Annotated in this window: 25 protein-coding genes; 19 read left to right on the top strand and 6 right to left on the bottom strand. The window is 45.1% G+C overall.

Annotated elements, in window-relative coordinates; all coding sequences use genetic code 11:
• Positions 1-14 precede the first annotated feature (14 nt).
• On the bottom strand, positions 15-1,070 hold the full coding sequence (locus ACMXYP_RS01430; RefSeq protein ID WP_415883235.1) for a type I glyceraldehyde-3-phosphate dehydrogenase: 1,056 nt from the start codon (positions 1,068-1,070) through the stop codon (positions 15-17).
• Positions 1,071-1,130: 60 nt separating this feature from the next.
• Positions 1,131-3,125 (bottom strand): transketolase, encoded by a 1,995-nt coding sequence (gene tkt / locus ACMXYP_RS01425; protein WP_415883234.1) that lies wholly within the window; start codon positions 3,123-3,125, stop codon positions 1,131-1,133.
• Between the two features lie 314 nt (positions 3,126-3,439).
• Here tkt and metK point away from each other — a divergent pair, with 314 nt between their 5' ends.
• The 10 genes from metK to ACMXYP_RS01375 all read left to right on the top strand — a co-directional run bounded on the left by metK (position 3,440) and on the right by ACMXYP_RS01375 (position 13,504).
• Complete coding sequence (gene metK / locus ACMXYP_RS01420) at positions 3,440-4,633, top strand: methionine adenosyltransferase (protein WP_415883233.1); 1,194 nt, start codon at positions 3,440-3,442, stop codon at positions 4,631-4,633.
• A 179-nt stretch (positions 4,634-4,812) separates the two neighbouring features.
• Complete coding sequence (locus ACMXYP_RS01415) at positions 4,813-6,870, top strand: EAL domain-containing protein (protein WP_415883232.1); 2,058 nt, start codon at positions 4,813-4,815, stop codon at positions 6,868-6,870.
• An 8-nt stretch (positions 6,871-6,878) separates the two neighbouring features.
• Complete coding sequence (locus ACMXYP_RS01410; RefSeq protein WP_415883231.1) at positions 6,879-7,607, top strand: 16S rRNA (uracil(1498)-N(3))-methyltransferase; 729 nt, start codon at positions 6,879-6,881, stop codon at positions 7,605-7,607.
• A 50-nt stretch (positions 7,608-7,657) separates the two neighbouring features.
• Positions 7,658-8,611, top strand: coding sequence for a glutathione synthase (gshB, locus tag ACMXYP_RS01405; protein WP_415883230.1), 954 nt, complete (start codon positions 7,658-7,660; stop codon positions 8,609-8,611).
• Positions 8,612-8,641: 30 nt separating this feature from the next.
• Entirely contained in the window at positions 8,642-9,574 is a 933-nt protein-coding gene (locus ACMXYP_RS01400; RefSeq protein ID WP_415883229.1) for a TonB family protein, read from the top strand.
• Positions 9,575-9,610: 36 nt separating this feature from the next.
• A complete protein-coding gene (locus ACMXYP_RS01395; protein WP_415883228.1) occupies positions 9,611-10,183 on the top strand; it encodes a YqgE/AlgH family protein in 573 nt (190 codons plus the stop codon).
• A gap of 54 nt (positions 10,184-10,237) precedes the next feature.
• The gene (ruvX, locus tag ACMXYP_RS01390; protein WP_415883227.1) at positions 10,238-10,714 is read left to right on the top strand and encodes a Holliday junction resolvase RuvX; all 477 of its coding nucleotides are present in this window, start codon (positions 10,238-10,240) and stop codon (positions 10,712-10,714) included.
• Entirely contained in the window at positions 10,695-11,210 is a 516-nt protein-coding gene (pyrR, locus tag ACMXYP_RS01385) for a bifunctional pyr operon transcriptional regulator/uracil phosphoribosyltransferase PyrR (protein ID WP_415883226.1), read from the top strand. The genes ruvX and pyrR overlap by 20 nt, the downstream gene beginning before the upstream one ends.
• Positions 11,211-11,219: 9 nt before the next feature.
• A complete protein-coding gene (locus tag ACMXYP_RS01380) occupies positions 11,220-12,224 on the top strand; it encodes an aspartate carbamoyltransferase catalytic subunit (protein WP_415883225.1) in 1,005 nt (334 codons plus the stop codon).
• Between the two features lie 5 nt (positions 12,225-12,229).
• Entirely contained in the window at positions 12,230-13,504 is a 1,275-nt protein-coding gene (locus ACMXYP_RS01375; protein WP_415883224.1) for a dihydroorotase, read from the top strand.
• Positions 13,505-13,580: 76 nt separating this feature from the next.
• Here ACMXYP_RS01375 and ACMXYP_RS01370 read toward each other — a convergent pair whose 3' ends face one another.
• Positions 13,581-14,747, bottom strand: a complete 1,167-nt coding sequence (locus ACMXYP_RS01370; RefSeq protein WP_415883223.1) for a PilT/PilU family type 4a pilus ATPase — start codon at positions 14,745-14,747, stop codon at positions 13,581-13,583.
• A 22-nt stretch (positions 14,748-14,769) separates the two neighbouring features.
• Positions 14,770-15,804: a type IV pilus twitching motility protein PilT gene (locus ACMXYP_RS01365; RefSeq protein ID WP_415883222.1), complete on the bottom strand. Its 1,035-nt coding sequence runs from the start codon at positions 15,802-15,804 to the stop codon at positions 14,770-14,772.
• Positions 15,805-15,895: 91 nt separating this feature from the next.
• On the opposite strand from ACMXYP_RS01365, the gene ACMXYP_RS01360 reads away from it, so the two are divergent.
• From ACMXYP_RS01360 to ACMXYP_RS01320, 9 genes are all read left to right on the top strand, one after another.
• Positions 15,896-16,591, top strand: a complete 696-nt coding sequence (locus tag ACMXYP_RS01360) for a YggS family pyridoxal phosphate-dependent enzyme (RefSeq protein ID WP_415883221.1) — start codon at positions 15,896-15,898, stop codon at positions 16,589-16,591.
• Between the two features lie 18 nt (positions 16,592-16,609).
• On the top strand, positions 16,610-17,437 hold the full coding sequence (proC, locus tag ACMXYP_RS01355; protein ID WP_415883220.1) for a pyrroline-5-carboxylate reductase: 828 nt from the start codon (positions 16,610-16,612) through the stop codon (positions 17,435-17,437).
• A 98-nt stretch (positions 17,438-17,535) separates the two neighbouring features.
• Positions 17,536-18,081, top strand: a complete 546-nt coding sequence (locus ACMXYP_RS01350) for a YggT family protein (RefSeq protein ID WP_415883219.1) — start codon at positions 17,536-17,538, stop codon at positions 18,079-18,081.
• A 296-nt stretch (positions 18,082-18,377) separates the two neighbouring features.
• Positions 18,378-19,547: a homoserine O-succinyltransferase MetX gene (gene metX, locus ACMXYP_RS01345; RefSeq protein ID WP_415883218.1), complete on the top strand. Its 1,170-nt coding sequence runs from the start codon at positions 18,378-18,380 to the stop codon at positions 19,545-19,547.
• Entirely contained in the window at positions 19,547-20,137 is a 591-nt protein-coding gene (gene metW, locus ACMXYP_RS01340; protein WP_415883217.1) for a methionine biosynthesis protein MetW, read from the top strand. The genes metX and metW overlap by 1 nt, the downstream gene beginning before the upstream one ends.
• Positions 20,138-20,149: 12 nt before the next feature.
• Complete coding sequence (locus tag ACMXYP_RS01335; protein ID WP_415883216.1) at positions 20,150-20,599, top strand: DUF4426 domain-containing protein; 450 nt, start codon at positions 20,150-20,152, stop codon at positions 20,597-20,599.
• 65 nt (positions 20,600-20,664) lie between these two features.
• Complete coding sequence (locus ACMXYP_RS01330) at positions 20,665-21,267, top strand: XTP/dITP diphosphatase (protein ID WP_415883215.1); 603 nt, start codon at positions 20,665-20,667, stop codon at positions 21,265-21,267.
• A gap of 6 nt (positions 21,268-21,273) precedes the next feature.
• Entirely contained in the window at positions 21,274-22,416 is a 1,143-nt protein-coding gene (gene hemW, locus ACMXYP_RS01325; RefSeq protein WP_415883214.1) for a radical SAM family heme chaperone HemW, read from the top strand.
• A gap of 113 nt (positions 22,417-22,529) precedes the next feature.
• Entirely contained in the window at positions 22,530-24,395 is a 1,866-nt protein-coding gene (locus ACMXYP_RS01320; RefSeq protein ID WP_415883213.1) for a methyl-accepting chemotaxis protein, read from the top strand.
• Between the two features lie 5 nt (positions 24,396-24,400).
• Here ACMXYP_RS01320 and ACMXYP_RS01315 read toward each other — a convergent pair whose 3' ends face one another.
• Together ACMXYP_RS01315 and xerC are read right to left on the bottom strand one after the other, a co-directional pair.
• Positions 24,401-25,120: an HAD family hydrolase gene (locus ACMXYP_RS01315; protein WP_415883212.1), complete on the bottom strand. Its 720-nt coding sequence runs from the start codon at positions 25,118-25,120 to the stop codon at positions 24,401-24,403.
• Positions 25,117-26,016, bottom strand: a complete 900-nt coding sequence (xerC, locus tag ACMXYP_RS01310; protein WP_415883211.1) for a tyrosine recombinase XerC — start codon at positions 26,014-26,016, stop codon at positions 25,117-25,119. Before xerC ends, ACMXYP_RS01315 begins: the two co-directional genes overlap by 4 nt.
• Between the last annotated feature and the right edge of the window lie 5 nt (positions 26,017-26,021).

The raw sequence follows: 26,021 nt of genomic DNA, 5'->3' as shown, positions 1-26,021 counted from the left end.
TTTAAATATTTAAATCAGGAATTCGTTTCTTTAGCAGCTAATTCTTCTTCGCTGCCAATAGCTAACCAGTGCTGTGCTACATCTAACATACGGTTAGCAAAACCCCATTCATTATCAAACCAACATACAAGCTTGATTAGACGCCCTTCAGACACTTTGGTCTGGGTACCATCTACCACCGCGGAACGGGAGTCGCGGTTGAAGTCTACCGAAGCATGGGGCTCTTCGGTATAGCCTAATAGTCCCTTTAACGGCCCTTCGATTGAGGCACGCTGTAGGATCTTATTCACTTCATCAATACTGGTCGACTGCGACACATTAATTGAAAGATCCATCATCGACACATTAATCGTAGGAACTCGTACATGTAAGCATTGAAATTTACCTGCCAGATGTGGCAACAGGCGATCGATACCTTTATCTAGGCCCGTATCCACAGGTACAATCGAATGCATAGCACTTCGAGTTAGACGCAAATCAGTTTGATGGTAGCTATCGATAACAGGCTGATCATTCATCGCAGAATGAATTGTAGTTGTAACACCGCTTTCGATCCCCAACTGCTTATCCAGTAAATCTAATACCGGAATAATACAGTTGGTTGTACAGGAAGCAGCAGATACAACTGTATGTTCTGGGTACAGCTGTTTTTCATTCAGACCGAATACTATGGTTGCATCCACTTCGTCCGTCGCTGGCTGCGAAAACAGCAAGCGCTGAGCACCGCTATGTATATGCAGTTCAGCAAGAGCGCGAGCTTTAAACGATCCGGAACACTCAAAAAGAAGATCAATACCCAAATCAGCCCAAGGTAGATCCTCAGCATCAGACTCACTCAGAATCTGAATAGTGTCACCATTGACCAGAAGCTGTTTGCCATTATGCTCAACAGATACAGGAAAGCGACCATGGGTCGTATCGTAGCGGGTAAGATAGGTTACCGTTTCAAGATCGGAGAGCTCATTGATAGCAACAACCCTAAACAGATCTTGCAATCCACTTTCATAAATCGCACGCAGGACGCACTGGCCGATTCGACCATAGCCATTTATTGCTACGCGATAACTCAATCTAGAACCCTACCCTAAAAATAAAAAGACCCGGAACCCCGGGTCTTTTTACGTGTTCGATTAAAGAACAGATTTAACCGTTTCAACTACGTTTTCAGTAGTGAAACCGAAGTGTTTGAACAGCTCACCTGCAGGCGCAGATTCACCAAAGGTACGCATACCTACGATGGCACCATTCAAACCAACGTACTTGTACCAGAAGTCAGCCTGCAGCGCTTCAACCGCAACACGTGCAGTAACAGCCGCTGGCAGCACCGATTCACGGTATTCCGCAGACTGCTGATCAAACAAACCTGTTTCAGGCATTGAGACAACACGTGCTTTCACGCCTTCAGCAGCAAGCACTTCAGCGGCATCCATTGCTAGGCCTACTTCAGAACCTGTAGCAATCAGGATCGCATCTGGCTGACCATCTGTATCACGCAAGATGTAACCACCTTTCGCAATGTTTGCGATCTGCTCTTCAGAACGAGATTGATGCGGCAAGCCCTGACGAGAAAAGATCATTGCCGTTGGGCCATCTGCACGCTCAAGCGCAGTTTTCCAAGCTACTGCAGATTCAACTGCATCACACGGACGCCATGTGCTCATGTTTGGCGTGTGACGTAGGTTAGCTACTTGCTCAACAGGCTGGTGAGTCGGACCGTCTTCACCCAGACCAATAGAATCATGCGTGTAAACGTGAATAGCACGTTGCTTCATCAGTGCAGCCATACGTACTGCATTACGCGCGTATTCCATAAATACAAGGAAGGTTGCACCGTAAGGGATGAAACCACCGTGCAAAGCGATACCATTCATGATCGCAGACATACCAAATTCACGTACACCGTAGAACAGGTAGTTACCAGAGGCATCGTTTTTCTCTACACCTTTGCAGCCAGACCATAGAGTCAAGTTAGAACCGGCTAGATCGGCAGAGCCACCTAGTAGCTCAGGTAGAAGAGGACCGTATGCATTCAGCGCATTCTGAGATGCCTTACGAGAAGCGATTGTTTCACCTTTCTCAGCAATTTCTGCGATGTAAGCATCAGCTTTTTCTGAGAAATCAGCTGGCAGTTCGCCAGAGATACGACGTAGTAGCTCATCTGCTAGTTCTGGGAACTCAGCACGGTACGCCGCAAAACGTTCGTTCCACTCATTTTCAGCGTGAACACCCGCTTCCTGCGCATTCCAGTCTTCAGCGATTTCAGCAGGCACTTCAAAAGCAGGATGTGCCCAGCCCAGACGCTCACGTGTCAGTGCGATCTCGTCATCACCCAACGGTGCACCGTGACAGTCTTCTTTACCTTCTTTGTTCGGAGAACCAAAACCGATAACTGTTTTACAGCAGATCAGTGTTGGTTGTTCTGTATTTTCTTTCGCTTGCTCGATCGCCGCACGAATCTGGTCAGCATCGTGACCATCAACATTAGGGATAACCTGCCAACCGTAAGACTCAAAACGTTTAACGTTATCGTCCGTATACCAGCCTTCAACTTCACCATCAATTGAGATGCCGTTGTCATCCCAGAATGCAATCAGTTTACCAAGACCCAGCGTACCCGCTAGAGAACAAGCCTCATGAGAGATACCTTCCATCAAGCAGCCATCACCCATGAACACATAAGTGTTGTGATCAACAATATCGTGTCCTTCACGGTTGAACTGAGCAGCTAGCGTTTTCTCTGCAATTGCAAAACCAACAGCGTTAGTAATGCCTTGACCCAAAGGACCTGTTGTCGTTTCTACACCTGGGCAGTAACCATATTCAGGGTGACCCGCTGTTTTAGAATGAAGCTGACGGAAGTTTTTCAAATCTTCGATAGAGACATCGTAGCCAGTCAGGTGCAATAGGCTGTAGATCAGCATAGAGCCGTGACCGTTGGACAGTACGAAACGGTCGCGATCGAACCACTGTGGGTTTGTTGGGTTGTGCTTCATAAAATCGTTCCAAAGCACTTCAGCGATATCCGCCATACCCATTGGGGCACCCGGGTGACCAGATTTAGCTTTCTGTACGGCATCCATGCTCAACGCACGAATCGCGTTGGCAAGTTCTCTACGAGAAGACATTAACTCAGCTCCTGGGCGTTTTGCCCAAAATAGAAGGTTCAGGAAAAAATTGGGCGCAATTTTCTCGCAGATAGAGGAAAGCTTCAAATAAGAATTGCACTTTCAGGGTGAAAATGAGCGTTTTTCATCCAAAAATTTAAATTTCTCATGCTGAACGCACTGTAAAAATATGCATTTCACTAAAGTCGCGAGTAGAATACGCACTTTAAAAATCCACATGGTCTTCCAACTGCTAAACTTTTTTCTACACTTTGTGTCTTTTTAGCATCAAATGAATTCCATCGAAGCCCTATTTTGTAAAGGTAATTTTCACAATGAGCGAATATAGCTTATTTACATCAGAATCCGTTTCCGAAGGTCACCCGGACAAAATTGCTGACCAGATCTCCGATGCTGTACTGGATGCTATCATTGCTGAAGATAAGCATGCTCGCGTTGCCTGCGAAACACTGGTAAAAACTGGTGTAGCCGTCGTTTCTGGCGAAATCACGACGTCTGCTTGGGTAGATTTGGAAGATTTAGTTCGTAAAGTTATTAATGATATTGGCTATACGTCTTCAGACGTGGGTTACGATGGCGACACTTGTGGTGTCATCAACATCATCGGCAAGCAATCTCCTGACATCAACCAAGGTGTAGACCGTGCCAAACCTGAAGACCAAGGCGCTGGTGACCAAGGCCTAATGTTTGGTTATGCATCAAACGAAACTGATGTTTTAATGCCTGCACCAATTACTTATTCTCACCGTTTAGTTGAGCGTCAAGCTGAAGTGCGAAAATCAGGCCTATTGCCATGGTTGCGTCCAGATGCGAAATCCCAACTTACATTCCGCTATGAGAACGGAAAGCCGGTAGGCGTTGACGCACTTGTGCTATCGACTCAGCATAACCCTGAAGTATCTCAAGCAGATCTTCGTGAAGCAGTAATGGAGCTTATCGTTAAGCACGTTATCCCTGCTGAATGGATCACCAAAGAGACTCAATTCCACATCAACCCAACAGGCAATTTCGTAATTGGCGGCCCTGTAGGTGACTGCGGCCTAACAGGCCGTAAAATCATTGTCGATACTTATGGCGGCATGGCTCGTCATGGTGGCGGCGCATTCTCTGGAAAAGACCCATCAAAGGTAGACCGCTCTGCTGCTTACGCTGGCCGTTATGTCGCGAAGAACATTGTTGCTGCTGGCCTAGCTGACCGTTGTGAAATTCAGGTTTCTTACGCAATTGGTGTAGCAGAACCAACGTCTGTATCTATTAATACATTCGGTACTGGCAAGATCTCCGACGATAAGATCATCCAGTTGGTGCGTGAGCACTTTGACCTACGCCCTTACGCGATCACCACGATGCTTGATCTACTTCACCCAATGTATCAACCAACTGCTGCATACGGCCACTTTGGACGTAACCCGTTCGAAATGGAGTACAAAGGTGAAACCTTTACTGCATTCACATGGGAGCGCACTGATAAAGCAGACGCATTACGCGAAGCTGCAGGCCTATCTTAATTTAGTGATTTTTATCCAAAAAAAGCGCCTTATGGCGCTTTTTTATTGCCTACAGTAAGTTATATGACAATAATGAGAAACTTACTTCGCGATCTTTCTTGGAACTAATGCAACTTAGTAATTATAGCATCCGGCAAAAACTGATCGGACTCGTCATCATACTCGCATTGGGTATATTGATGACTTCCAGTCTTGCCTTTTACTTTTCATACCAAGACACCTTGGCCGGAAAGAAAGATCAAATTCGCAGTGTTGTTCAAGCATCTGCCAGTCAGGTTCTTCATCTGCGCGCGTTAAAAGAATCCCAACAGATTTCTGAAAATGAATATTTAAAACGACTTCGCTCGCTCATCTATGGCACAAACTATTCAGATAGCAGCTATATCTTTTTAATGACCGACGAAGTGCGAGTTTATCTTCATCCCAAGCGCCCTGAGCTTGAAGGACTATTAATCAATGAAGTACCCAACATAAAAAATGGCGAAGCCATTGCAGCCAGCTTTAAGAAAATTTTGGAGAATCCCGAAAAATCTCAATTCTGGAAACTCTACCTACCGAAACCTGACGGAGGCCCCTCCCTCGAAAAGCTTACTTACGCGCAGCTAATACCTGACAGTGATCTTATTATTGGTACTGGGGTGTACCTCGATGATCTAATTCCCGTCTACATTAATCGCGCGCTAAGTTACATCACGATAACCTTAGCCGTTTTACTTGCTGCATTTGCGACTGCGGTACTGATATCACGCAATATTGTTCAACCCATCATTATTCTGTCTGGTCAGATGAAACGCCTATCTGCAGGAGATATAGATCAAGAGATACGCTTTACTCATCATAAAGATGAAATAGGCCAAATGGCGCAATCTCTAGAAGAGTTTCGTGATCATTTGATTGAAAATAAGCGTTTACGTTATATGCAGGAACATGTTCAGTTCCTCGAGAATTTTGACCCTGTCACTCGCCTATATAATCGACGAGCGATTGGCGAAGCGCTTGAACGAGAGATAATTCGCAATTTCGAAAGCCAAGAACAGGTTTCATTTCTGTTTATCCGCTTGGATCTCCTAAGAAACTTAACCATAGAATTAGGCGACGAGCAGCGTGACCAAATCCTGATTGAGACAGCTAATCGCTTAAGGCAAATACTCTCTATCAACCATCGATTAGCGCGAATCGGCGAAGGCTGCTTTGGACTAATGCTCATAAACAAACCAGCACACATCAACCTTGCAGATATAGCCGATTCTATTCTCAATACCATTGAACAACCTATCCAATTGGATAATCTACAAATTCAAATTGGGGCGCGTATAGGCATAGCCTCTTACCCAGAAGATGGAGATCAACAGTTTGAATTGATAGGCCGTTCAGAAATCGCCGCTAAAACTGCCCGCAAACGAGAGCAAGGCTGGCTCTACTTCAGCCAGATTAAAGGACAAACAACGGAACAAAAAATCGCTCTGTGGCAAGATCTATCAACCGCAATGGACCAAGACCAATTTTATTTGGTATTCCAGCCGTTGTTCGATCTAGAAAGTAATGCGCCGCTGTCAGCTGAAACCTTATTACGCTGGACACATCCCAAACTAGGCCCTATTTCACCAGCAGTTTTTGTTCCTCTGGCGGAGCAAAGCGGCTTGATTTCACGCCTTGATCACTGGGTGCTAAATGCCGTAGCCAAGCAATGCCGTATTTGGTTAGACAAAGACATTGCCTTTCCTCGCGTTGCTATCAACCTATCTGGCATCAGTTTTCTACGAAACGATTTCGAGCAAAAGCTACAAAGCATTTTTTCTCGATACAATGTATCGCTTGAACATATAGAGCTTGAACTTACCGAGGGTGTATTGATCGAAGATCTAGGCCGTATTCAGGAGAAATTAAAACGCGTACGTGATCTCGGTGTCAGCATTTCTATAGATGATTTCGGTACGGGCTACTCTTCGCTTAGCCGTATCAAAAACCTTCCAGTCGATCATATTAAAATTGATAAATCTTTTATCGATGACATCGATACTAATCCTCAGGATCTAAAAATAGTGCAGGCAATCATTCTCATGGCCCAAGGCTTACAGCTTCACGTTGTAGCAGAAGGTGTAGAAACTGAACGTCAACTATCTATTCTCCGTGAAGAGCAATGCGATGTAGTCCAAGGCTATTTATTGAGCCGCCCTCTCGCCGTGGCAGACTATGAGGCACTGATCGATGAAGACCTAATCATTGAAGGCGACTAAATTTTATTATGAGAATACCCCGTTTTTTCGAATCTCAGCCCCTACAAACCGGTGCGGATATATCTTTAAGCGATTCTGTTGTCCAACATGTCAGTCGCTCCCTTCGAATGCGACCTGATGATCAGATCATTCTTTTCAACGGCGACGGCTCTGAACATCAAGCCAAACTCATCAGCATTGAAAAGCGTAGCGTTACCGCGCGAATTATTGAAAGTACACCCTCTTCTACCGAAAGCCCTTTGCCAATAAGCATAGGCCAAACCCTTTCGCGCGGAGAGCGAATGGATTATGCCGTACAGAAAAGTACCGAAATGGGCGTAAAATCGATCACCCCTCTTTTTTCTGAACGCTGTGAAGTAAAGCTACCCAAAGATCGCCAAGAAAAACGTGTAAAGCATTGGCATCAAATTGCTATTAGTGCTTGTGAACAATCAGGTCGGACTATACCCCCTGAAATAGCATATCCAACCGATTTGGAAAAATGGCTCGCCACCCAAGATGCTGAGCTTAAACTTGTGCTACATCATCACAGTGAACAGCCCTTGCAAAAGATGTCTGCTCCAGGCTCTGTTGCATTACTGATTGGCCCAGAAGGCGGCCTTACCGGCGAAGAAGTTGAACTTGCTACTCGATATGGGTTCAAACCCCTGACACTTGGACCACGCGTTATGCGCACAGAAACAGCTCCCGTAGCCGCATTAACATTACTCAATTATCTATGGGGCGACCTAGCTTAAGCGCAAATTATGCCCTGTGCGCTTAAATGGTAAAGATTAAGGATCAAAAAATGACAATTAAGCTCGGCATTGTGATGGACCCTATCGATAACATCACATTCAAAAAAGACAGTTCACTCGCCATGCTATGGGCGGCCCAGCAGAAAGGCTGGGAGCTTTGGTATATGGAACAGCAGCATCTATTCTCACTAGACGGTAAAGCTCAAGCTAAGATGGCTCCTATTAAAATAATGATGAACGAGCAAAAATGGTTTGAACGCGGCGAATACGAGACCCATGACCTGTCCGATCTTAACGTGATTTTGATGCGTAAAGATCCACCATTCGATAACGAATTTATCTACACAACCTATCTATTAGAGCAAGCTGAAAAAGAAGGCTCTTTAATTGTTAACAAGCCCCAAAGCCTTCGCGATTTTAATGAGAAGCTGTTCGCGACTCATTTTCCACAATGCTGCCCCCCGGTATTGGTTAGCAAGCATGAATCTATGCTGCGCGAATTCCACAAAGAACATGGTGACGTCATCTTCAAACCACTCGATGGTATGGGCGGTTCACAAATATTCCGTATCAAAGAAGATGGCCTGAATCTAGGCGTGATTATTGAGACACTTACAAATCACGGCCAACAAACCATCATGGCTCAAAAATTTATTCCTGAAATCGTAGATGGCGATAAACGCATCTTATTAGTGGATGGTGAACCAGTGCCTTATGGCCTAGCTCGAATCCCGGCGAAAGGGGAAACTCGAGGCAATTTGGCCGCAGGCGGCCGAGGAGAAGGACGCGAACTGACTGAACGAGATTATTGGATCTGTGAACAGATTGCTCCTACCTTAAAAGAAAAAGGGTTATTATTTGTCGGCTTAGATGTCATTGGCGACTACCTAACAGAAATTAATGTGACTAGTCCAACCTGCATTCGCGAATTGAATAATCAATACGATCTGGATATCGGAATGCAGCTAATGAATGCAATAGAACAAAAACTGGCAAAGCAATAAAGAGATGCTACGAGCAAAGGACCTAACGAAGTGAGCACCGCTGTAACACAAACAGTGACCGCGGTTGAACGTTTCGGTTTTACGTTATTTTTCGCGACCGCACTACATGCGGTTGCGATTTTGGGGATCACGTTTACATTCAATAACGAGCGTCCACCACAAAAAACAATTGAGATCACCTTAGCTCAATACCAACAAGAAACAACTCCTAAGCAAGCCGACTTTATTGCACAAGCGAATCAAGAAGGCAGCGGCATAAGTAAAGAAAAACTACTGCCATCTACACCTCAAAAAGCTGAATTTAGAGATAACAAGCCGAAACAAGCCACAGCCGTTGCACAAGCGGTTGAACCAAATCCCCCTAAACCAGAACCAAGCACCGTAGCCGTCCAAGCAAATACAAAAGCAGACAATAACTCCAAACAAAAAGCGAAACAAAAAGTCATCACGGCCACACAAAGTTCGAAGCAAACTGTTACAAAGACCGCTAAGCAACAACAGAAAGTGCCGTCCGGAGGCTCTCCCGGCACCTCCCTTCTTGCGAGAAGTTTAGAGATGGCTAGCTTACAAGCAGAGATTGATGCTCATCGAGAAATGAGAGCCAAACAGCCTCGAATTAAACGCCTTACTTCAGCATCCACTAAAAAACGTGAAGACGCTCTCTACCTGCATAACTGGCGCAAAAAAATTGAGAATATAGGTAATCTTAATTACCCTGAAGAAGCTCGAAGAAACAAAATGTATGGCCGCTTACGTCTACTTGTCGCTATCAAGCCTGACGGCTCAGTAAAAACTATTGAGATCCTTGAATCATCTGGTAAACCGATCCTTGATGATGCCGCTATACAGATTGTTAGACTGGCAGCCCCCTTCCAGCCCTTCCCTGTAGAGATGAGAAAAAGTACAGATATCCTAGAGATTATTCGTACTTGGAAATTTGAGAAACGTGCCTATTTGGACTAATCCTTAAATAACGTAGATAAAAATGGGCCTGTAATTATGACCTCATCGAGCTGTTCGTTACGAAACCATTTTCTTATATCCATGCCTCATCTGAACGACCAGAGTTTTACTCAAACCGTTACCTATATTTGTGACCATAGTGATTATGGTGCTATGGGTATTGTGATTAACCGCCCTGTAGGCATCACCCTGGTTGAATTGTGTGACCACCTCAACCTTCCCTGCTCTTCTATCGCGAATCAACAGCAAGCTATTTTCAGCGGAGGTCCTGTCAGAAGCGACAGAGGCTATGTCCTTCACAAAGCAGCCGACCCTTTTGAATGGAGTAATAGCCACTGCGTAGCGGATGACATTTATCTCACCACCTCAATTGACGCTATAGAAGCTGCAGCAGAGGGACGTTTTAAACACAATTATTTAGTTGCACTCGGTTGCGCAGGCTGGAGTCCTGGTCAGCTTGAGCAAGAGATGAGCGACAATGTTTGGTTAAGCTGCCCAGCAAATTCAGATATACTCTTCAGCACTCCGGCTGGTGATCGCTTACAGGCAGCCGCATCAATATTGGGCATTAACCTTGATCTACTAACCGCCCTGCCCGGACACGCCTGATACATTATATGTCAGGCATCATGTCCATTTGGGATATAAGGCTCTGACACAGGCATGAGTAATCAGATCAATCAAGTTGTAGCATTCGATTTTGGAACCTCCCGCATAGGGGTGGCAACCGGTCAAAGCATTACAGGTACTGCCGCACCACTTCCTCCTTTTTCTGCCCGAGATGGTCAACCAAATTGGGATGAAATATCCAAACTAATAAATGAATGGAAACCTGACGCTTTGGTTGTCGGCATACCGCTTAACTTTGACGGCACTATCAGTGATATGGCCCATAGAGCAAGGAAGTTTGCCAACCGATTACATGAACGGTATAAAACGCCCTGTTTCTTGATGGACGAACGTTTATCCACGGCCGAAGCCAAAGAGATTCATTTTGCTGCCGGGGGCAGTGATAATTTTAAGAAAGAGTCTGTCGATGGCCTTGCAGCGCAGCTGATCTTAGAAAGCTGGTTTAATTGCGACATCAGAATTCCTAGCCATACCCGATTGGAGGAAGTTTATGACAACAAACGTACTTAATGCTGAAGCCCTGCTGGAAAAAATGCAGCTGGAGTTACAGGCATTACTGTCTAAAGATGATAAACCTGATCCACTGATGGTCGGCATTCATACGGGCGGGGTATGGTTAGCAGAGCACCTACACCAAGCATTAGATCTAGACAGTCCTTTAGGGGTTCTCGATATCTCTTTTCATCGAGATGACTTTGGCACAAGTGGTTTAAACCCTAAAGTTCAACCTTCCAAGCTACCCTGCACAACAGAAGGGCGTCACGTTATTCTTGTAGATGACGTCATCATGAGTGGTCGCACGATTCGTGCTGCCATGAATGAACTGTTTGACTATGGCCGCCCAGCATCCATAACTCTTGCAACACTGCTTGACCTGCAACAGCGTGAATTACCTATACAGGCAGATATAATTGGCGGCACACTAGCAATAAGTGCCGACGAAACTGTAAAACTTACAGGCCCTGAGCCACTGGCTTTGGAAATCCGTAATCGTTCTGACGACTGAGTATTTATCATGTTTGAACAAAATGATCCGAATCAGATTCAACTCACAGATGAAGGCGAACTAAAGCACTTTATTACCACAGAAGGGCTATCTCGCGAGTTGCTAACTGAAATTTTAGATACAGCAGACTCTTTTGTAGACATGAGCGCTAAACAGGTGAAGAAGGTTCCTCTGTTAAGAGGTAAAACCGTCGTAAACCTATTTTTTGAAGCTAGTACCCGTACTCTTTCAACATTTGAGCTAGCAGCCAAACGTCTTTCTGCTGATGTTCTTAACCTAAATATCAGCACATCCTCGACTTCTAAAGGTGAGACACTTAAAGACACTCTAATGACACTGCATGCTATGCACTCTGACATGTTCGTGGTCCGCCATTCGAGTAGTGGTGCAGCACATTTTATCGCTGAACATGTAACACCCGATGTCGCTGTTATCAATGCAGGGGATGGTCGTCACGCCCACCCAACACAAGCAATGCTGGACATGCTAACCATTCGCCAGGCTAAAGGTAATTTTGCACCATTAACCGTGGCGATTGTTGGAGACATTTTACATTCCCGAGTGGCTCGTTCTCAGATTCATGCACTACGCATCCTAGGCGTAAATGAAATTCGCGTAATCGCGCCAAATACACTTTTACCCCGCAATATAGAAGCCTTAGGGGTGAAGGTATTCACCAATATGCAAGAAGGCATCAAAGACGTTGACGTTGTAATGATGCTGCGCCTTCAGAAAGAACGTATGAACAGCGCTCTTCTTCCAAGCGAAAGCGAGTTCTACAAGCTCTATGGTCTTACTATGGACAAACTGCAGCTAGCAAAACCTGATGCAGTCGTTATGCACCCAGGTCCGATTAACCGCGGCGTTGAAATAGCATCATCCGTTGCTGATGGTGATCGTTCCCTTATTTTAGATCAGGTAACAAACGGCATTGCAGTGCGTATGGCTGTAATGTCTATGGCCATGAGTGGCCAAGCTAAAAGCCGCCCAAGCATGTTGGAAGCAGGAGAGTAACGACCATGAACATTCTTATTCAAGGCGGTCGTATCATTGACCCGGCAAACCAAACTGACAAAGTTGCTGACCTATACATAGTTAACGGCGAAATTGCAGCTTACGATTCTGCCCCTGAAGGCTTCGAGGTAGAGCAAACAATTAATGCTGAAAATCAGATTGTTTGCCCCGGCTTAATAGACCTATGCGCCCATGCTCGTGAGCCGGGCCCTGCGCAGAAAGGCTCGATAAAAACAGAGGCAGCTGCAGCGGTAGCAGGCGGTGTAACCACAATAGTGACACCACCTTCCACCAACCCTGTAATTGATACGCGTGCAGTTGCACAACTGATTCAGGATCGTTGTGAAGAAGAAGGTAAAATGCAAATTTTACCTATGGGCGCATTAACTAAAGGCCTACAGGGCGAGCAACTTGCACCTATGGCTGCGCTTTCAGCAGCGGGTTGTATTGCATTTACTAATACACGCAATCCGGTAGCTGATTCCCTAACCCTAACTCGCTGCCTAGAATATGCCGCAACTCACGATCTACTCGTAATTTTCCAAGCTGAAGATAATGCCTTAGCGAAAGGCGGCTGCATGCATGAAGGCAGCACGTGTACCCGCTTAGGTCTGAACGGCATTCCAGAGTCAGCTGAAACCATAGATGTATCTCGAAACCTACTATTAGTAGAGCAGACAGGCGTGCGCGCGCACTTCGGTCAGCTATCCTGTGAACGCTCAGTACGCATGATTACTGAAGCGCGCGATAGAGGCCTTCCCGTTACTGCAGATGTATCGATCCAGAACCTACTACTGACCGATGAGAACGTGAACGGTTTCAACAATGACTTCCACCTGATCCCGCCTTTGCGCAGTCAACTAGACCGCGCAGGTTTAATACAAGGATTGTTAGGTGGAAGCATCCAGGCAATCTGTTCTGACCACCAGCCTCACGAACGTGCAGCAAAAGAGGCTCCATTTGCAGATACCGAGCCGGGCATGATCGGCTTGGAAACATTGCTGCCTTTAGGCCTGTTACTAGTTGAACAGAACATGTTAGATCTGCCTCAACTGATTGAAAAACTAACCTCAGCTCCTGCTGAGATCTTAGGCTTACCTACGGGCAATCTAAGTGTTGGAAGCACAGCAAACATCTGCATATTCAATCCAGAAGCCGAATGGCAGCTCACACCTGAGACATGCCATTCTCGAGGGAAGAACACACCATTCATGAACTACCCTCTAAAAGGCCAAGTGTCCCATACACTTTTCCAAGGACAAGTGGTCTACAACGCCTAAACGTAAAAAAGCCGCGATATAATGTCGCGGCTTTTTTCTTTCCAGAATATTTCTTTAAAGCGTAGCAATCCTTGGATTACATCCCCTTCACGTTAGCATCGCCTTCGTTATGTAGATAATCCTCTTCATCTTGCAAATGGAAGGATTGATTATCATCTTCAACTGCTAGCTCTGGGTTGGTATCAGCACTCAACTTAATCATGAGACGGAGATCGTTTGGAGAATCCGCATGAGCCAACGCTACATCGTAAGTAATCACACCATCTTTATAGAGAGTAAACAGGGACTGATCGAACGTCTGCATCCCTAAGTTAGTCGATTTCTTAACGACATCTTTGATCTCATGAACTTCGCCCTTGCGGATAAGGTCCTGAATCAATGGCGTATTAATCAATACCTCTATCGCTGCACGACGACCTTTACCATCTTTCGTCGGCAAAAGTTGCTGGGCTATGATCGCTTTCAAGTTCAGCGACAGATCCATCCACAACTGATCATGGTGTTCCGGCGGGAAGAAACTGATAACACGATCCAATGCTTGGTTAGCATTGTTAGCGTGCAATGTTGCCAAAGTTAAGTGGCCCGTTTCGGCAAATACGATACCGTGCTGCATCGTTTCTCGAGTACGGATCTCACCCATCAAAATCACATCGGGCGCCTGGCGCAGCGTATTCTTTAATGCCACATCAAACGAGTCTGTATCGATACCCACTTCACGCTGAGTGATAATACTTTGCTTGTGCTCATGGATATATTCAATCGGGTCTTCGATGGTAATGATATGACCACGGTGATTAGTATTACGGTAATCAATCATCGATGCCAAGGAAGTCGATTTACCTGTAGAGGTACCACCTACAAACAGGATCAACCCTCGTTTAGTCATCGACAAATCACGGAGAATAGGTGGCAAATTGAGCTCTTCTAAACTCGGGATATAGTTATTAATCTTCCTTAATACCATCCCTGCTGAGTTACGCTGAAAGAATGCAGAAACACGGAAACGACCTAGACCCGGCGCACTAATCGCAAAGTTACACTCATGACTGCCTTCAAACTCAGCAAGCTGCTTATCATTCATGGTACTGTAAACAAGTGCCCGCGCCTGAGAGGGCTTGAGGGTGTCTTTTGTTAACGGCTTCAAAGTACCGTCAACTTTAATCGTTGGCCTTGCACCGGCCGTAACAAAAAGGTCAGATGCATCCCTATCTACCATAACCTTTAGTAGCTGCGTAAAGTCCACGCCGTTTGTCTCCTAAGCCCAATTAGAATTGTTGTGGGTTTGCTGCTCGTTCACGCGCTGTCTCGCGCGAGATTAGTCCTTTCTGCATCAACTCTTGTAGAGATTGATCCAAGGTTTTCATACCAAATGCAGCACCCGTCTGGATCGCAGAATACATCTGCGCCACTTTATCCTCACGAATAAGGTTACGAATAGCTGGTGTACCGATCATAATTTCGTGAGCTGCAACACGTCCGCCTTTCGGCTTTTTCAAAAGTGTTTGCGATATAACGCCCATCAGTGATTCTGAAAGCATGGATCGCACCATATCTTTCTCAGCCGCTGGGAATACGTCAATCACACGGTCGATTGTTTTGGCTGCTGAGGTGGTATGCAAGGTACCAAACACTAAGTGACCTGTTTCAGCAGCCGTAAGTGCAAGACGGATAGTTTCCAAGTCTCGCATCTCACCTACAAGGATAATATCTGGGTCTTCACGAAGCGCCGAACGAAGTGCGTTAGCGAAGCTATGGGTATCTCGATGCACTTCTCGTTGGTTTACTAAGCATTTTTTACTTTCGTGCACGAATTCGATTGGATCTTCGATCGTCAAAATATGATCTGCACGAGTATCATTGATGTAATCGATCATTGCCGCCAAGGTGGTACTTTTACCGGAACCCGTTGGCCCGGTCACAAGCACTAAACCACGCGGTTTTTCAGACAAGTCCTGAAAAACCTTACCCATATCAAGATCATCTAAGGTCAACACCTTGCTCGGAATCGTACGAAAAACAGCACCTGCACCACGGTTCTGGTTAAATGCATTGACACGAAAACGCGCTAAACCAGGCACTTCGAACGAAAAATCCGTTTCGAGCACATCTTCGTACTCTTTACGTTGTTTATCGTTCATAATGTCGTATACGAGTGTGTGGACCTGCTTATGATCCAATGAAGGCAGTTTAATGCGACGCACATCACCGTCAACACGAATAATAGGGGGCATCCCTGCAGAGATATGCAAGTCAGATGCGCCTTGTTGTACGGTAAATGATAAAAGTTCGGTAATATCCATAACGTTCCTGTAACCCGGCACTGCGTTATATAGTTATAAGGTAGTTCTAGCAGAATCCCCGTTGCAATCCAATTGCTAAGGTCACAAATATATGTCAATCATAGCAGAGAATCTGAAGAAGGTTCGTTCTGAGATAGCTTCTTCTGCCTCTATCAATGGACGAAACACTACAGACATCACCCTGTTAGCGGTTAGCAAAACACGTCCTGCAGACGATATTCGTATTGCGGCAAACGAAGGTCAGGTGCATTTTGGCGAAAACTACCTACAGGAAAGTTTAGACAAAATTAACGAGTTAAAAGAGCTCAGGCTGTGCTGGCATTTTATTGGTACACTGCAATCCAATAAGACCCGCTCTGTCGCTGAAAACTTTGATTGGCTGCATACTTTAGACCGCTTAAAAATCGCTAAGAGACTTTCCGAGCAGCGCCCTGCAGAGCTGGAACCACTGAATGTTTGCATTCAGCTCAATATCAGTAACGAAGAGAGCAAATCGGGCTGTCGACCTGAAGAACTGCATACTCTGGTTGAGGAGATTAGCAAACTGCCTAACATCTGTGTTCGTGGTCTTATGGCAATCCCTAAAGCGACTGAAGATCCAAAGGAACAACAAGCTGCATTTGCAAAAATGAAAGCGCTACAGCTTGAATTACAAGCAAAGCACCCTCAACTAGATACACTATCAATGGGCATGTCTGGAGATATGGATGCTGCTATTGCAGAAGGCTCCACTATTGTCCGAATTGGCACTGCCATTTTTGGCCCTCGGGCACCTAAGTCCGCCTAATTTTTGTAAGGATCTATTGTGAATAACCAACCTATTCTCGCGTTTATCGGTGCTGGCAACATGGCCCGCGCTATCATTGGCGGTCTAATCAGCAATGGCTACCCAGCAGAAAAAATCTGGGCCAGCGAGCCTGAAGCTGAACGTCTTGTCGATTTAAAGGCACAAGGTCTGAAAACAACGACAGATAACAACGAAGCAGTTCAAGCGGCTGATGTTGTGGTCCTAGCAGTTAAACCACAGATTTTAAAAACCGTAACGGTATCCATTGCGGATAGCGTACAAAGCTCACAACCACTGATTGTTTCAGTTGCAGCTGGCATTATGACTACTAGCATCGACAAATGGTTAGGCGGAAACAGTGCGATTGTTCGTTGTATGCCAAACACACCTGCACTGGTAAAGACTGGTGCTAGCGGGCTTTACGCCAACGCTAAAGTTTCCGCAGAACAACGCCAACAATCGGAAACAGTGCTAAAGGCTACGGGCATTACATTATGGGTAGATGAAGAATCACAACTTGATGCCGTAACCGCTGTATCAGGCTCAGGTCCGGCATATTACTTCCTTGTGATGGAATCCATGATTGCTGCTGGAGAAAAACTAGGCCTTTCAAAAGAGACAGCCACTCAACTAACGCTACAGACTGCTCTTGGAGCGGCTAAAATGGCGAAAGAGAGTGAGTTTGACCCAGCGGAACTTCGCCGACGAGTGACCTCTCCTAATGGTACAACTGAGCAAGCGATCAAGCGTTTTATCGATGGCAAACTTCCTGAGCTTTTTGATGATGCGATGAAAGCATGTAATGATCGTTCCGTAGAACTTGCCGAAGAACTAGGTAAAGATTAACAGCAAGGTTCAACATCGCACAGCTACACTCTATACTGCGTGAAAGTTGAACCTAACTATACTTGTTTTACTAACAGATCAACGACATAGGAATTGATATGGCACAGGATCCAATCGTTTTGATAATCCGCATGCTAGGTGAAATGTATGCGTTCATTATTATCTTGCGTTTCCTTTTACAGTTGTCCCATGCCGACTATTACAATCCGATATCTCAAGCGATTGCCAAATTGACAAATGTACCTGTAGTCGCAATTAGCCGCGCTGTACCTCGCATTGGCAAATTTGATGCGTCGGCATTACTCTATGCAACAGTAGTTAAACTCGCGACACTATTTTTGATCGTGATGGTATCGGGAATGGACATGCCCAACATTGTTCACCTTCTGGTACTGGCGCTTGTGGGTGTTGTTAATGGTATTCTAGAGATCTATTTCTGGGCAGTATTAGGCTCAGTTATTATCAGCTGGGTGGCACCTGGCAGTTATCATCCTGGCCCGCAATTGATTCAACAAGTCACACAGCCTCTATTTAAACTTGTGCAGAAGGTGATCCCACCTATAGGTGGTTTAGATTTGTCACCTATATTTATTTTCCTTGCGATCACAATCATACAATCCCAGTTAGGCCGATTTGTTTACTAACTGATAAAGCAGAACATTTTCGTTCGCTCTGCTCTATTTAATTGTTTGATAGCGAGTTTTTACATTAATCGCTTGGACAAATACGAGCTTGTGACGTAAAAACTCGTTAAAATAGGTTAACTTGATTAACTTGTAAGATCATTTTACTGAGAGACCTAAGGTGACAGATTCAACTTTCATTTCTCTTGGTCGCGTACTCATCTTCTATGAGATGTGAAGCTCGACTCCTCTAGCGCATCTAGCGCTCCGTTTCGTTGTGTAATTTGAAAATTGCTGTTTTAGAGTCGAGATTAGAAATGCCTGCTGTTATTCCTGAAGATTCCGTTGGAATTGTTACACCTGAAATTATTGAATTTAATGAGCCATTACAGCTTCAATGCGGCCGAACTTTAGATAAATACCACCTTATCATCGAGACCTACGGTGAGCTAAATAAAGACCGTTCAAATGCGATTTTGATCTGTCATGCCCTATCTGGTAACCACCACGTTGCGGGTTATCACAGTATGGAAGATAAAAAACCAGGCTGGTGGGATAGCGCTATAGGCCCAGGTAAAGCGATTGATACCAATAAATTTTTTGTGATCGCACTAAATAACCTAGGGGGGTGCCATGGCTCTAGTGGACCAAACCAGATCAATCCTGAAACGGGCAAACCTTATGGCCCTGATTTCCCAATTGTAACGGTCAATGACTGGGTCGAAAGCCAAGCACGTTTGGCTGATCGCTTCCGTATTGAGCAATTTGCTGCCGTTATTGGTGGTAGCCTGGGAGGCATGCAGGCATTGCAGTGGTCGATCAATTATCCTGATCGCCTGCGTCACTGTATGGTTATCGCAGCGGCACCTAAGTTATCAGCACAGAACATCGCCTTTAACGAAGTAGCTCGCCAAGCGATCAGCAAGGATTCTCAGTTCCATAACGGCCACTATTACGAAAAAGACGAAGTGCCTAAAGTTGGCCTAATGCTGGCACGCATGTTGGGTCATATCACCTACCTATCGGACGATGGTATGCGCAGCAAGTTTGGTCGCGAGCTTCGTTCTGGGCAGATTAGCTACGATTTCACACCTCAGTTTGAAATCGAGTCTTACCTTCGCTATCAGGGCGAGCGCTTCTCGACAGCATTTGACGCTAATACATACTTGTTGATGACTAAAGCACTGGATTACTTCGATCCAACAGTGGATAGCGGAAAAAGCCTTCCAGAAGTGCTAGCACAAGCAAAAGCGAAGTTTATGGTGATCTCATTCACTACAGACTGGCGCTTTTCACCAGAGCGCTCACGCGAGATTGTGGATGCGCTAGTGGAAGCTGATAAACAAGTAAGCTATGCAGAGATCGAAGCGGCTCAAGGCCACGACGCGTTCCTAATCCCTATTCCTCGTTACCTAGACATCTTCTCTGCTTATATGGAGCGAGTTGAACAGGATACTGCAGCACTAAAAGCAGAGGAGAAAAGCTAATGCGCGCTGATTTAGAACTTATCAAAGATTGGGTAGAACCTGGCAAGCGCGTGCTTGACCTTTGTTGTGGCGATGGTGAATTACTGCACTACCTAGAAACTGAGAAGAACACGACCGGCTACGGCTTAGAAATCGGCCAAGACAATATCACTGATTGTGTCCGCAAAGGGGTCAACGTAATCGAAAAAGATATTGAAGAAGGTCTAGCTTCGATCAAAGACAATACCTTTGATACAGTCATCATGACGCAGGCTATCCAAATCATGATGCGTCCGGATCAAATCGTTGATGAGATGCTTCGAATTGGTAAAGAGTGCATCGTTACTTTCCCAAATTTTGGGCATTGGCGGGCACGAGGATATCTGGCGTTCAGAGGTAAGATGCCAGTATCCAAGTTCCTACCCTATACTTGGTATAACACACCCAATACACATTTCTGTACGTTCAATGATTTTGAGCAGCTGTGTGTTGAACGCAATATCTACATCATGGAACGTACCGTTGTGGATAACGAACACCAACACCGGTGGTGGATCCATCTCTGGCCTAACATGCTGGGTGAAATTGCCATCTACCGGATTACAAAATAAGTGAGGCAGATAATGAATCGCTTAAGCAAATGGGCATCAGCTTTATTTTTGTCATTAATCGCACTCATTAGCCAACCCGTTCTGGCTGAACAGTTTGTAAAATATGACAACTACGAGATCCACTATAACGCTTTCTACAGTACTTTTATTAAGCCCGATGTAGCTCAGGCTATTGGTATCCAACGTAGTAAGCGACGTGCTTTGGTCAATGTATCAGTTTTAAAAATTGAGAATGGCGAGAAAAAACCGGTATCAGCGTTTGTAAAAGGCCAAGCAACAAGCTTGATACAACAATCGCAAAATCTCGACTTCAAAAAAGTCGATGAAGGCAATGCGATCTATTACATAGGTCAATTTGGTTTTACTGATGATCAAGTTATGCGCTTAGCTTTAGAAGTGCAACCGGACCCAAACAAACCCGCTTACACTGTAAAATTTGAACAACGCTTTTACGAAGAGTAAGCCCTAACAACTCACAAAAAGGCGCATTATCATGCGTCTTTTTTTATTTTCAGTGCGGTGAAAGAATGATTAATAAAATTGTGCTCGCCAGTGGCAACAAAGGTAAGTTGAAAGAGTTTAATCAAGTTCTGGCAGACTTAGGTGTCAAAGTTGTACCTCAATCTGAATTCAACGTAAGTGATGCCGATGAAACCGGCCTAAGCTTTGTTGAAAACGCCATTCTAAAAGCACGCCACGCCGCTGAAGTTACGGGGCTACCTGCACTAGCCGATGATTCTGGGCTAGAGGTTGATGCTCTTCAAGGCGCTCCAGGTATCTATTCGGCACGTTTTTCAGGCGAAGATGCAACTGATACCAAGAACAATGAATTACTTTTAGAACAGCTTGAAGGCATTCCTAGCGAACAACGCAGCGCTCGTTTCCGCTGTGTTTTAGTCTTTATGCGTCATGCTAACGACCCAACCCCATTAATCTGTCAGGGTAGTTGGGAAGGGACAATTCTCGAACAAGCTAGCGGAAACAACGGTTTTGGGTACGATCCGCTGTTCTGGATTCCTGAACTGGAAAAAGCATCAGCTGAATTAGCTCCTGAACAAAAGAATCAACTCAGCCACCGCGGCCAAGCAGTTCAACTGCTGAAACAAAGTATTGAAACTTACTTGAAGTAACCGTTTATGAGCCTACAGCTGCCGCCACTCTCTCTTTACGTACACATCCCCTGGTGTGTGCGTAAATGCCCTTATTGCGATTTTAATTCTCATGCGCAGCGTGATGAACTGCCTGAAGCAGAGTATATCCAATGTCTATTGGATGATCTGGAGTCAGAAAAACATCTCGCACAAGGGCGCAGCATCCAAACAATCTTTATTGGAGGCGGTACACCCAGCCTATTTTCTGCAGATAGCTTTAAAGTATTACTGCAAGGCATTAACAATATTATCCCGCTAGAAAAAAATGCCGAGATCACGCTAGAAGCTAACCCTGGCACTTTCGAGCAAGATAAGTTTGTTGGCTATCGAGATGCGGGGATTAATCGACTCTCTATCGGCGTGCAAAGCTTTAACGATCAGCATCTCGCAAAGCTTGGGCGAATACATAACTCTGACAATGCGCTTAAAGCAGCCACATTAGCGCGTGAACTCTTCCCTAAATTAAATCTAGACTTGATGCATGGCCTTCCTGACCAAACGCTAGAAGGCGCATTGAGTGATTTAGAACAAGCGATAGCCCTACAGCCTGATCATCTATCTTGGTATCAGCTAACCATAGAGCCCAACACAGAATTTCACTCTCGTCCCCCACTACTCCCAATCGATGACACTCTGTGGGAGATCCAAGAGCAAGGGCAAGCGTTGATCCGCTCCGCAGGTTACAGCCAGTATGAAATTTCTGCCTATGCTAAATCGAATGAAAGCCAAGCCAAACATAATTTAAATTATTGGCAATTTGGTGACTATCTCGGCATAGGCGCAGGTGCTCACGGCAAGATCACACTTCCAGAACAAAACAAAATCATTCGCCGCTGGAAACAGAAACAACCTAAAGCCTATATAAACCCAGAAACAAGGCTAACAGGCGACACTGAAATAAGCCCAGAAGAGCTTCCTTTCGAATTTATGCTCAATGCATTACGGCTGTATCATGGTGTACCTAGCAATCTGTTTACAGAACGAACGGGATTACCCCTATCGATAATCGAGCAGTCACTAGTAAAAGCACAACAACAAAAGCTACTAACAAAAGAGCTCCACACACTATGCCCAACCGAGCAAGGTCGTTGTTTTTTAAACAATTTACTCGGTTTTTTTATGCACTAAGTAGTTTTACGGTTCGCAAACAAGATCATTTGTACTAAGTTTATAAGCGATATTGAATTTTCTGCAGACAGGGATAGGTCAGCTCTCAAATTTTATTCCTAGGCGCAGTAAAAATGACAATAAAATTCAAACTAACGGCATTAATAGCGTTCATTATCATTTCGATCGCATCGATGTACGGCATGCTCCATTTTGCAATCAACAACGTTTCCAGCTTGAAAGATGCTGAAACAGAAGTCAGCAACCTTGAAAGCAGCATGCTGACCTTGCGACGCCATGAAAAAGACTTCTTAGCTCGAGACGATATCAAATACCTAAAACGCTTTGACGATACCGTTGCTGCATTTCAAGCCGAAATAACCACTCTTGAAGAGCACTTAGACCACGCCGGTATTCCGCACGAGAAAACTAAAGATCTACATATAATCATTGATACTTATGCCGATAATTTCCATCAGTTAGTGAAATTGAAGCAGGAGATCGGTTTATCTCACAATGAAGGCCTGCGCGGAGAGCTTCGCAAGGCAGTACACGGTGCTGAAAGCAAAGTAAAAGAGCTAGATAACTATCATCTCTTAGCCGATATTCTGCAATTACGCCGCAATGAAAAAGATTTCCTTATCCGTAAAGACCTGAAATACCGCAAAAAATTTGAAGCTAATTTTGAAAAATTAAACAACGACCTAGAAACTGAGTTATTCAACGAAAGCGATATAACCGAAACTAAACAGTTGCTATCTGTCTATCGTTCTAAATTCCTGACCCTGATCGACAACTACGAACAGCTTGGACTCAGCAGCAAGCAAGGCCTTCTAGGCGAAATGAGGAAATCAATTCACAAATCAGAGACTTTACTTGACGAACAAGTTATCGAAATTACGGAGCGTTTAGAAAACGAAATAGCTTCGATCCAGCTTTTCTCAAGCATAAAAGCCATCATCATCGCAGGCATCGTATCTGCAATAGCCCTATGGATAGCTCACAATATCATTTCTCGCCTACGCAACCTTCAAAAAGTAATGGGCAATGCCAAAGAAAATAAAGACCTGACCGTCCGTTACAATGTTGTCTCAAAGGACGAATTAAGTGATATGGGACATAGCTTTAATAGCATGATGTCTGAATTCCAAAGCTTGCTCGATCGTGTTAACAACTCTTCAATGCAACTAAGCGCCGCTGCCGAAGAAGTGTCCGCAATCGCTGTTGAAACCTCTCAAGGCTTAGAAACTCAAAAAGCCCAAGTAATCCAAGTCTCTGCCGCTGTACAAGAGATGGAAAGTGCTATGCGAGAGATTGCTCATAACACTGAATTGACTGCGCAAACTGCAAGCCACTCACAACAAAGCGCTGCTGAAGGCCAACGTATCATCAGTCACGCAATCGAGAATATTAACAACCTAGCAGAAGGTGCTAGCCAAAGTACCGAGGCTGTCACTCTGTTAGAAGAAAACGGTACTAAGATCGGCACAGTACTAGATGTTATTAAAGGGATTGCCGAACAAACTAACCTACTTGCACTTAACGCTTCCATTGAAGCTGCGCGCGCAGGTGATCATGGCCGCGGCTTCTCAGTCGTTGCGGATGAAGTTCGAGGTTTGGCTGGTCGAAGCCAAGAATCCGCGACTGAGATCGATGTCATGATTAATGACCTACAGCAGCAAACAGGTCAAGTATCCAACTTAATGATGCGTAGTGTCGAGGTAAGTGCTCAAAGTGCAGAAGAGGCAGGAACCAGCATTAGCGCACTGGATAAAATCATGAATGACGCCACCAACATTGTCGATATGACATCTCAGGTGGCTGCGGCTGTTGAACAACAGACTGCCATGGCAGGTGATATCAACAACAATGCTGAGCAAATTCAAACGATTGTCGAGGTAGCCAGCGAACAAGTTGGTCAAAATGCTGAAGCGAGTGAAGAAGTCGCTAAACAAGCGGCTTACTTACAACAAATAGTAGGCCAGTTTAAAGTTAAATAATTACCTTAGAGAGTTATACGGTTGTGAGCTTGCTGATTAATTTCAGCAACTCGCGCCGGCAACTCGCTTAAACAAGATACCTGAGCAGACGCACTAGGTGATTTATCACCCGATTGCAGATTAACCCAAATTGTCCACAACCCGACAGCGGCAGCACCTTCCACATCATGTTCATGATTGTCCCCCACATGGATAACCTGCTCCGGTCTTAAGCCCGTGTGCGCTAACATCTGTTCGAACATTAAGGGGTGCGGTTTCATTTGACCAACATCGTCTGCTTTGAATTGGAAATCGATCAGATCCGCAAGGCCTACTCTATGGATATCAGCATTACCGTTACTCAACGCACCCAACTGATAGCCTTGCTGCTTCAACTCCAATAGAACTTCACGAGCGTGCTCAAAGAAGATTACTTCCTGACGCGCTTGTATAAACACCTCAAAAGCTTGTGCCGCCAAGGCCTCTACTTCATCCGCACTGTAGCCCGCTTTTCGAAGACCATACTTCAACTGCGCCATCCGAATCAGCGTTACACTATGGGCAATCTCTGGAGCATCTTCTAAAACGATCTGACGCAAAACAGCAAGATCATGTAACTTGTAATGCTGTAAAAATGCCGATGCATGCTCAGATATCCAAGTAAACATAGTTTGGTTTGCATGCTGGATAACAGGGTCGACAGCCCAGAGAGTATCATCAAGATCAAAGGTAATGCAGCGTATCATTTCTGGCTCTTTTTCCGTGCACGAGGGTGAGCACCTTCGTACACTTTCATTAAATGTTGGAAATCTAGGTGAGTATAGATTTGTGTTGTGGATATATCCTCATGCCCTAGGAGCTCTTGTACGGCACGAAGGTCACTACTGGATTCAAGAATATGGCTAGCAAAACTATGACGGAGTCTATGCGGGTGAACTTTACCATTCACACCTAGATATTTACCCCAATAATCCATCCGCTGCTGCACCGAGCGAACCGTAATACGGCTACCACGCTTACTAACAAAGAGCGCATTCTCATCATAGTTGGCCAATTCGTGACGCACATCGAGCCATCGATCTAAAGCCTCAAGTGCCTTCCGCCCTATGGGTAATTCACGTTCTTTACGGCCTTTACCCACGACCCTCAAGCTTCCCTCGGAAAGATCCAAACTATACAGGTCGATAGCCACCAGCTCTGATACACGCAGTCCAGATGAATACATAAGCTCCATCATTGCGGCATCCCGAGCAGAAATGTTATCGGTCACGGGTACATCGAGCAGTGTTCCCATCTGATCAACATCGAGTGTAGAGGGCAGCTTACGGGGTGATTTAGGCGCTTGCACGGCTGCAGCAGGGTTTTGCTCTACTACCGATTCACGAGAGAGGAAATTATAGAAACTACGGATAGCTGACAGAGAGCGCTGAATACTGCTACCGGCCAGATCTTTACGATGTAGCATCGCTACATACTGACGAATGTGTTTAACCTCAACCGAAGACCATTCAGTCAGGGTCTGTTGCTCAGTAAAATCGAGTAGTTTGTTGAGATCGCGACTGTAATTATCGAGGGTGTGAGGAGAGAGCTGGCGTTCAGTCGCTAGGTAATGAAGAAACTGCTCTAACAGCGCTTCTTTCAACTCTC

The organism is Neptuniibacter sp. QD34_54, from assembly GCF_047778055.1.
GTDB lineage: Bacteria > Pseudomonadota > Gammaproteobacteria > Pseudomonadales > Balneatricaceae > Neptuniibacter.
Note: the sequence above shows the minus strand (reverse complement) of the source record. Positions and strands in the feature narration are given on the sequence as shown.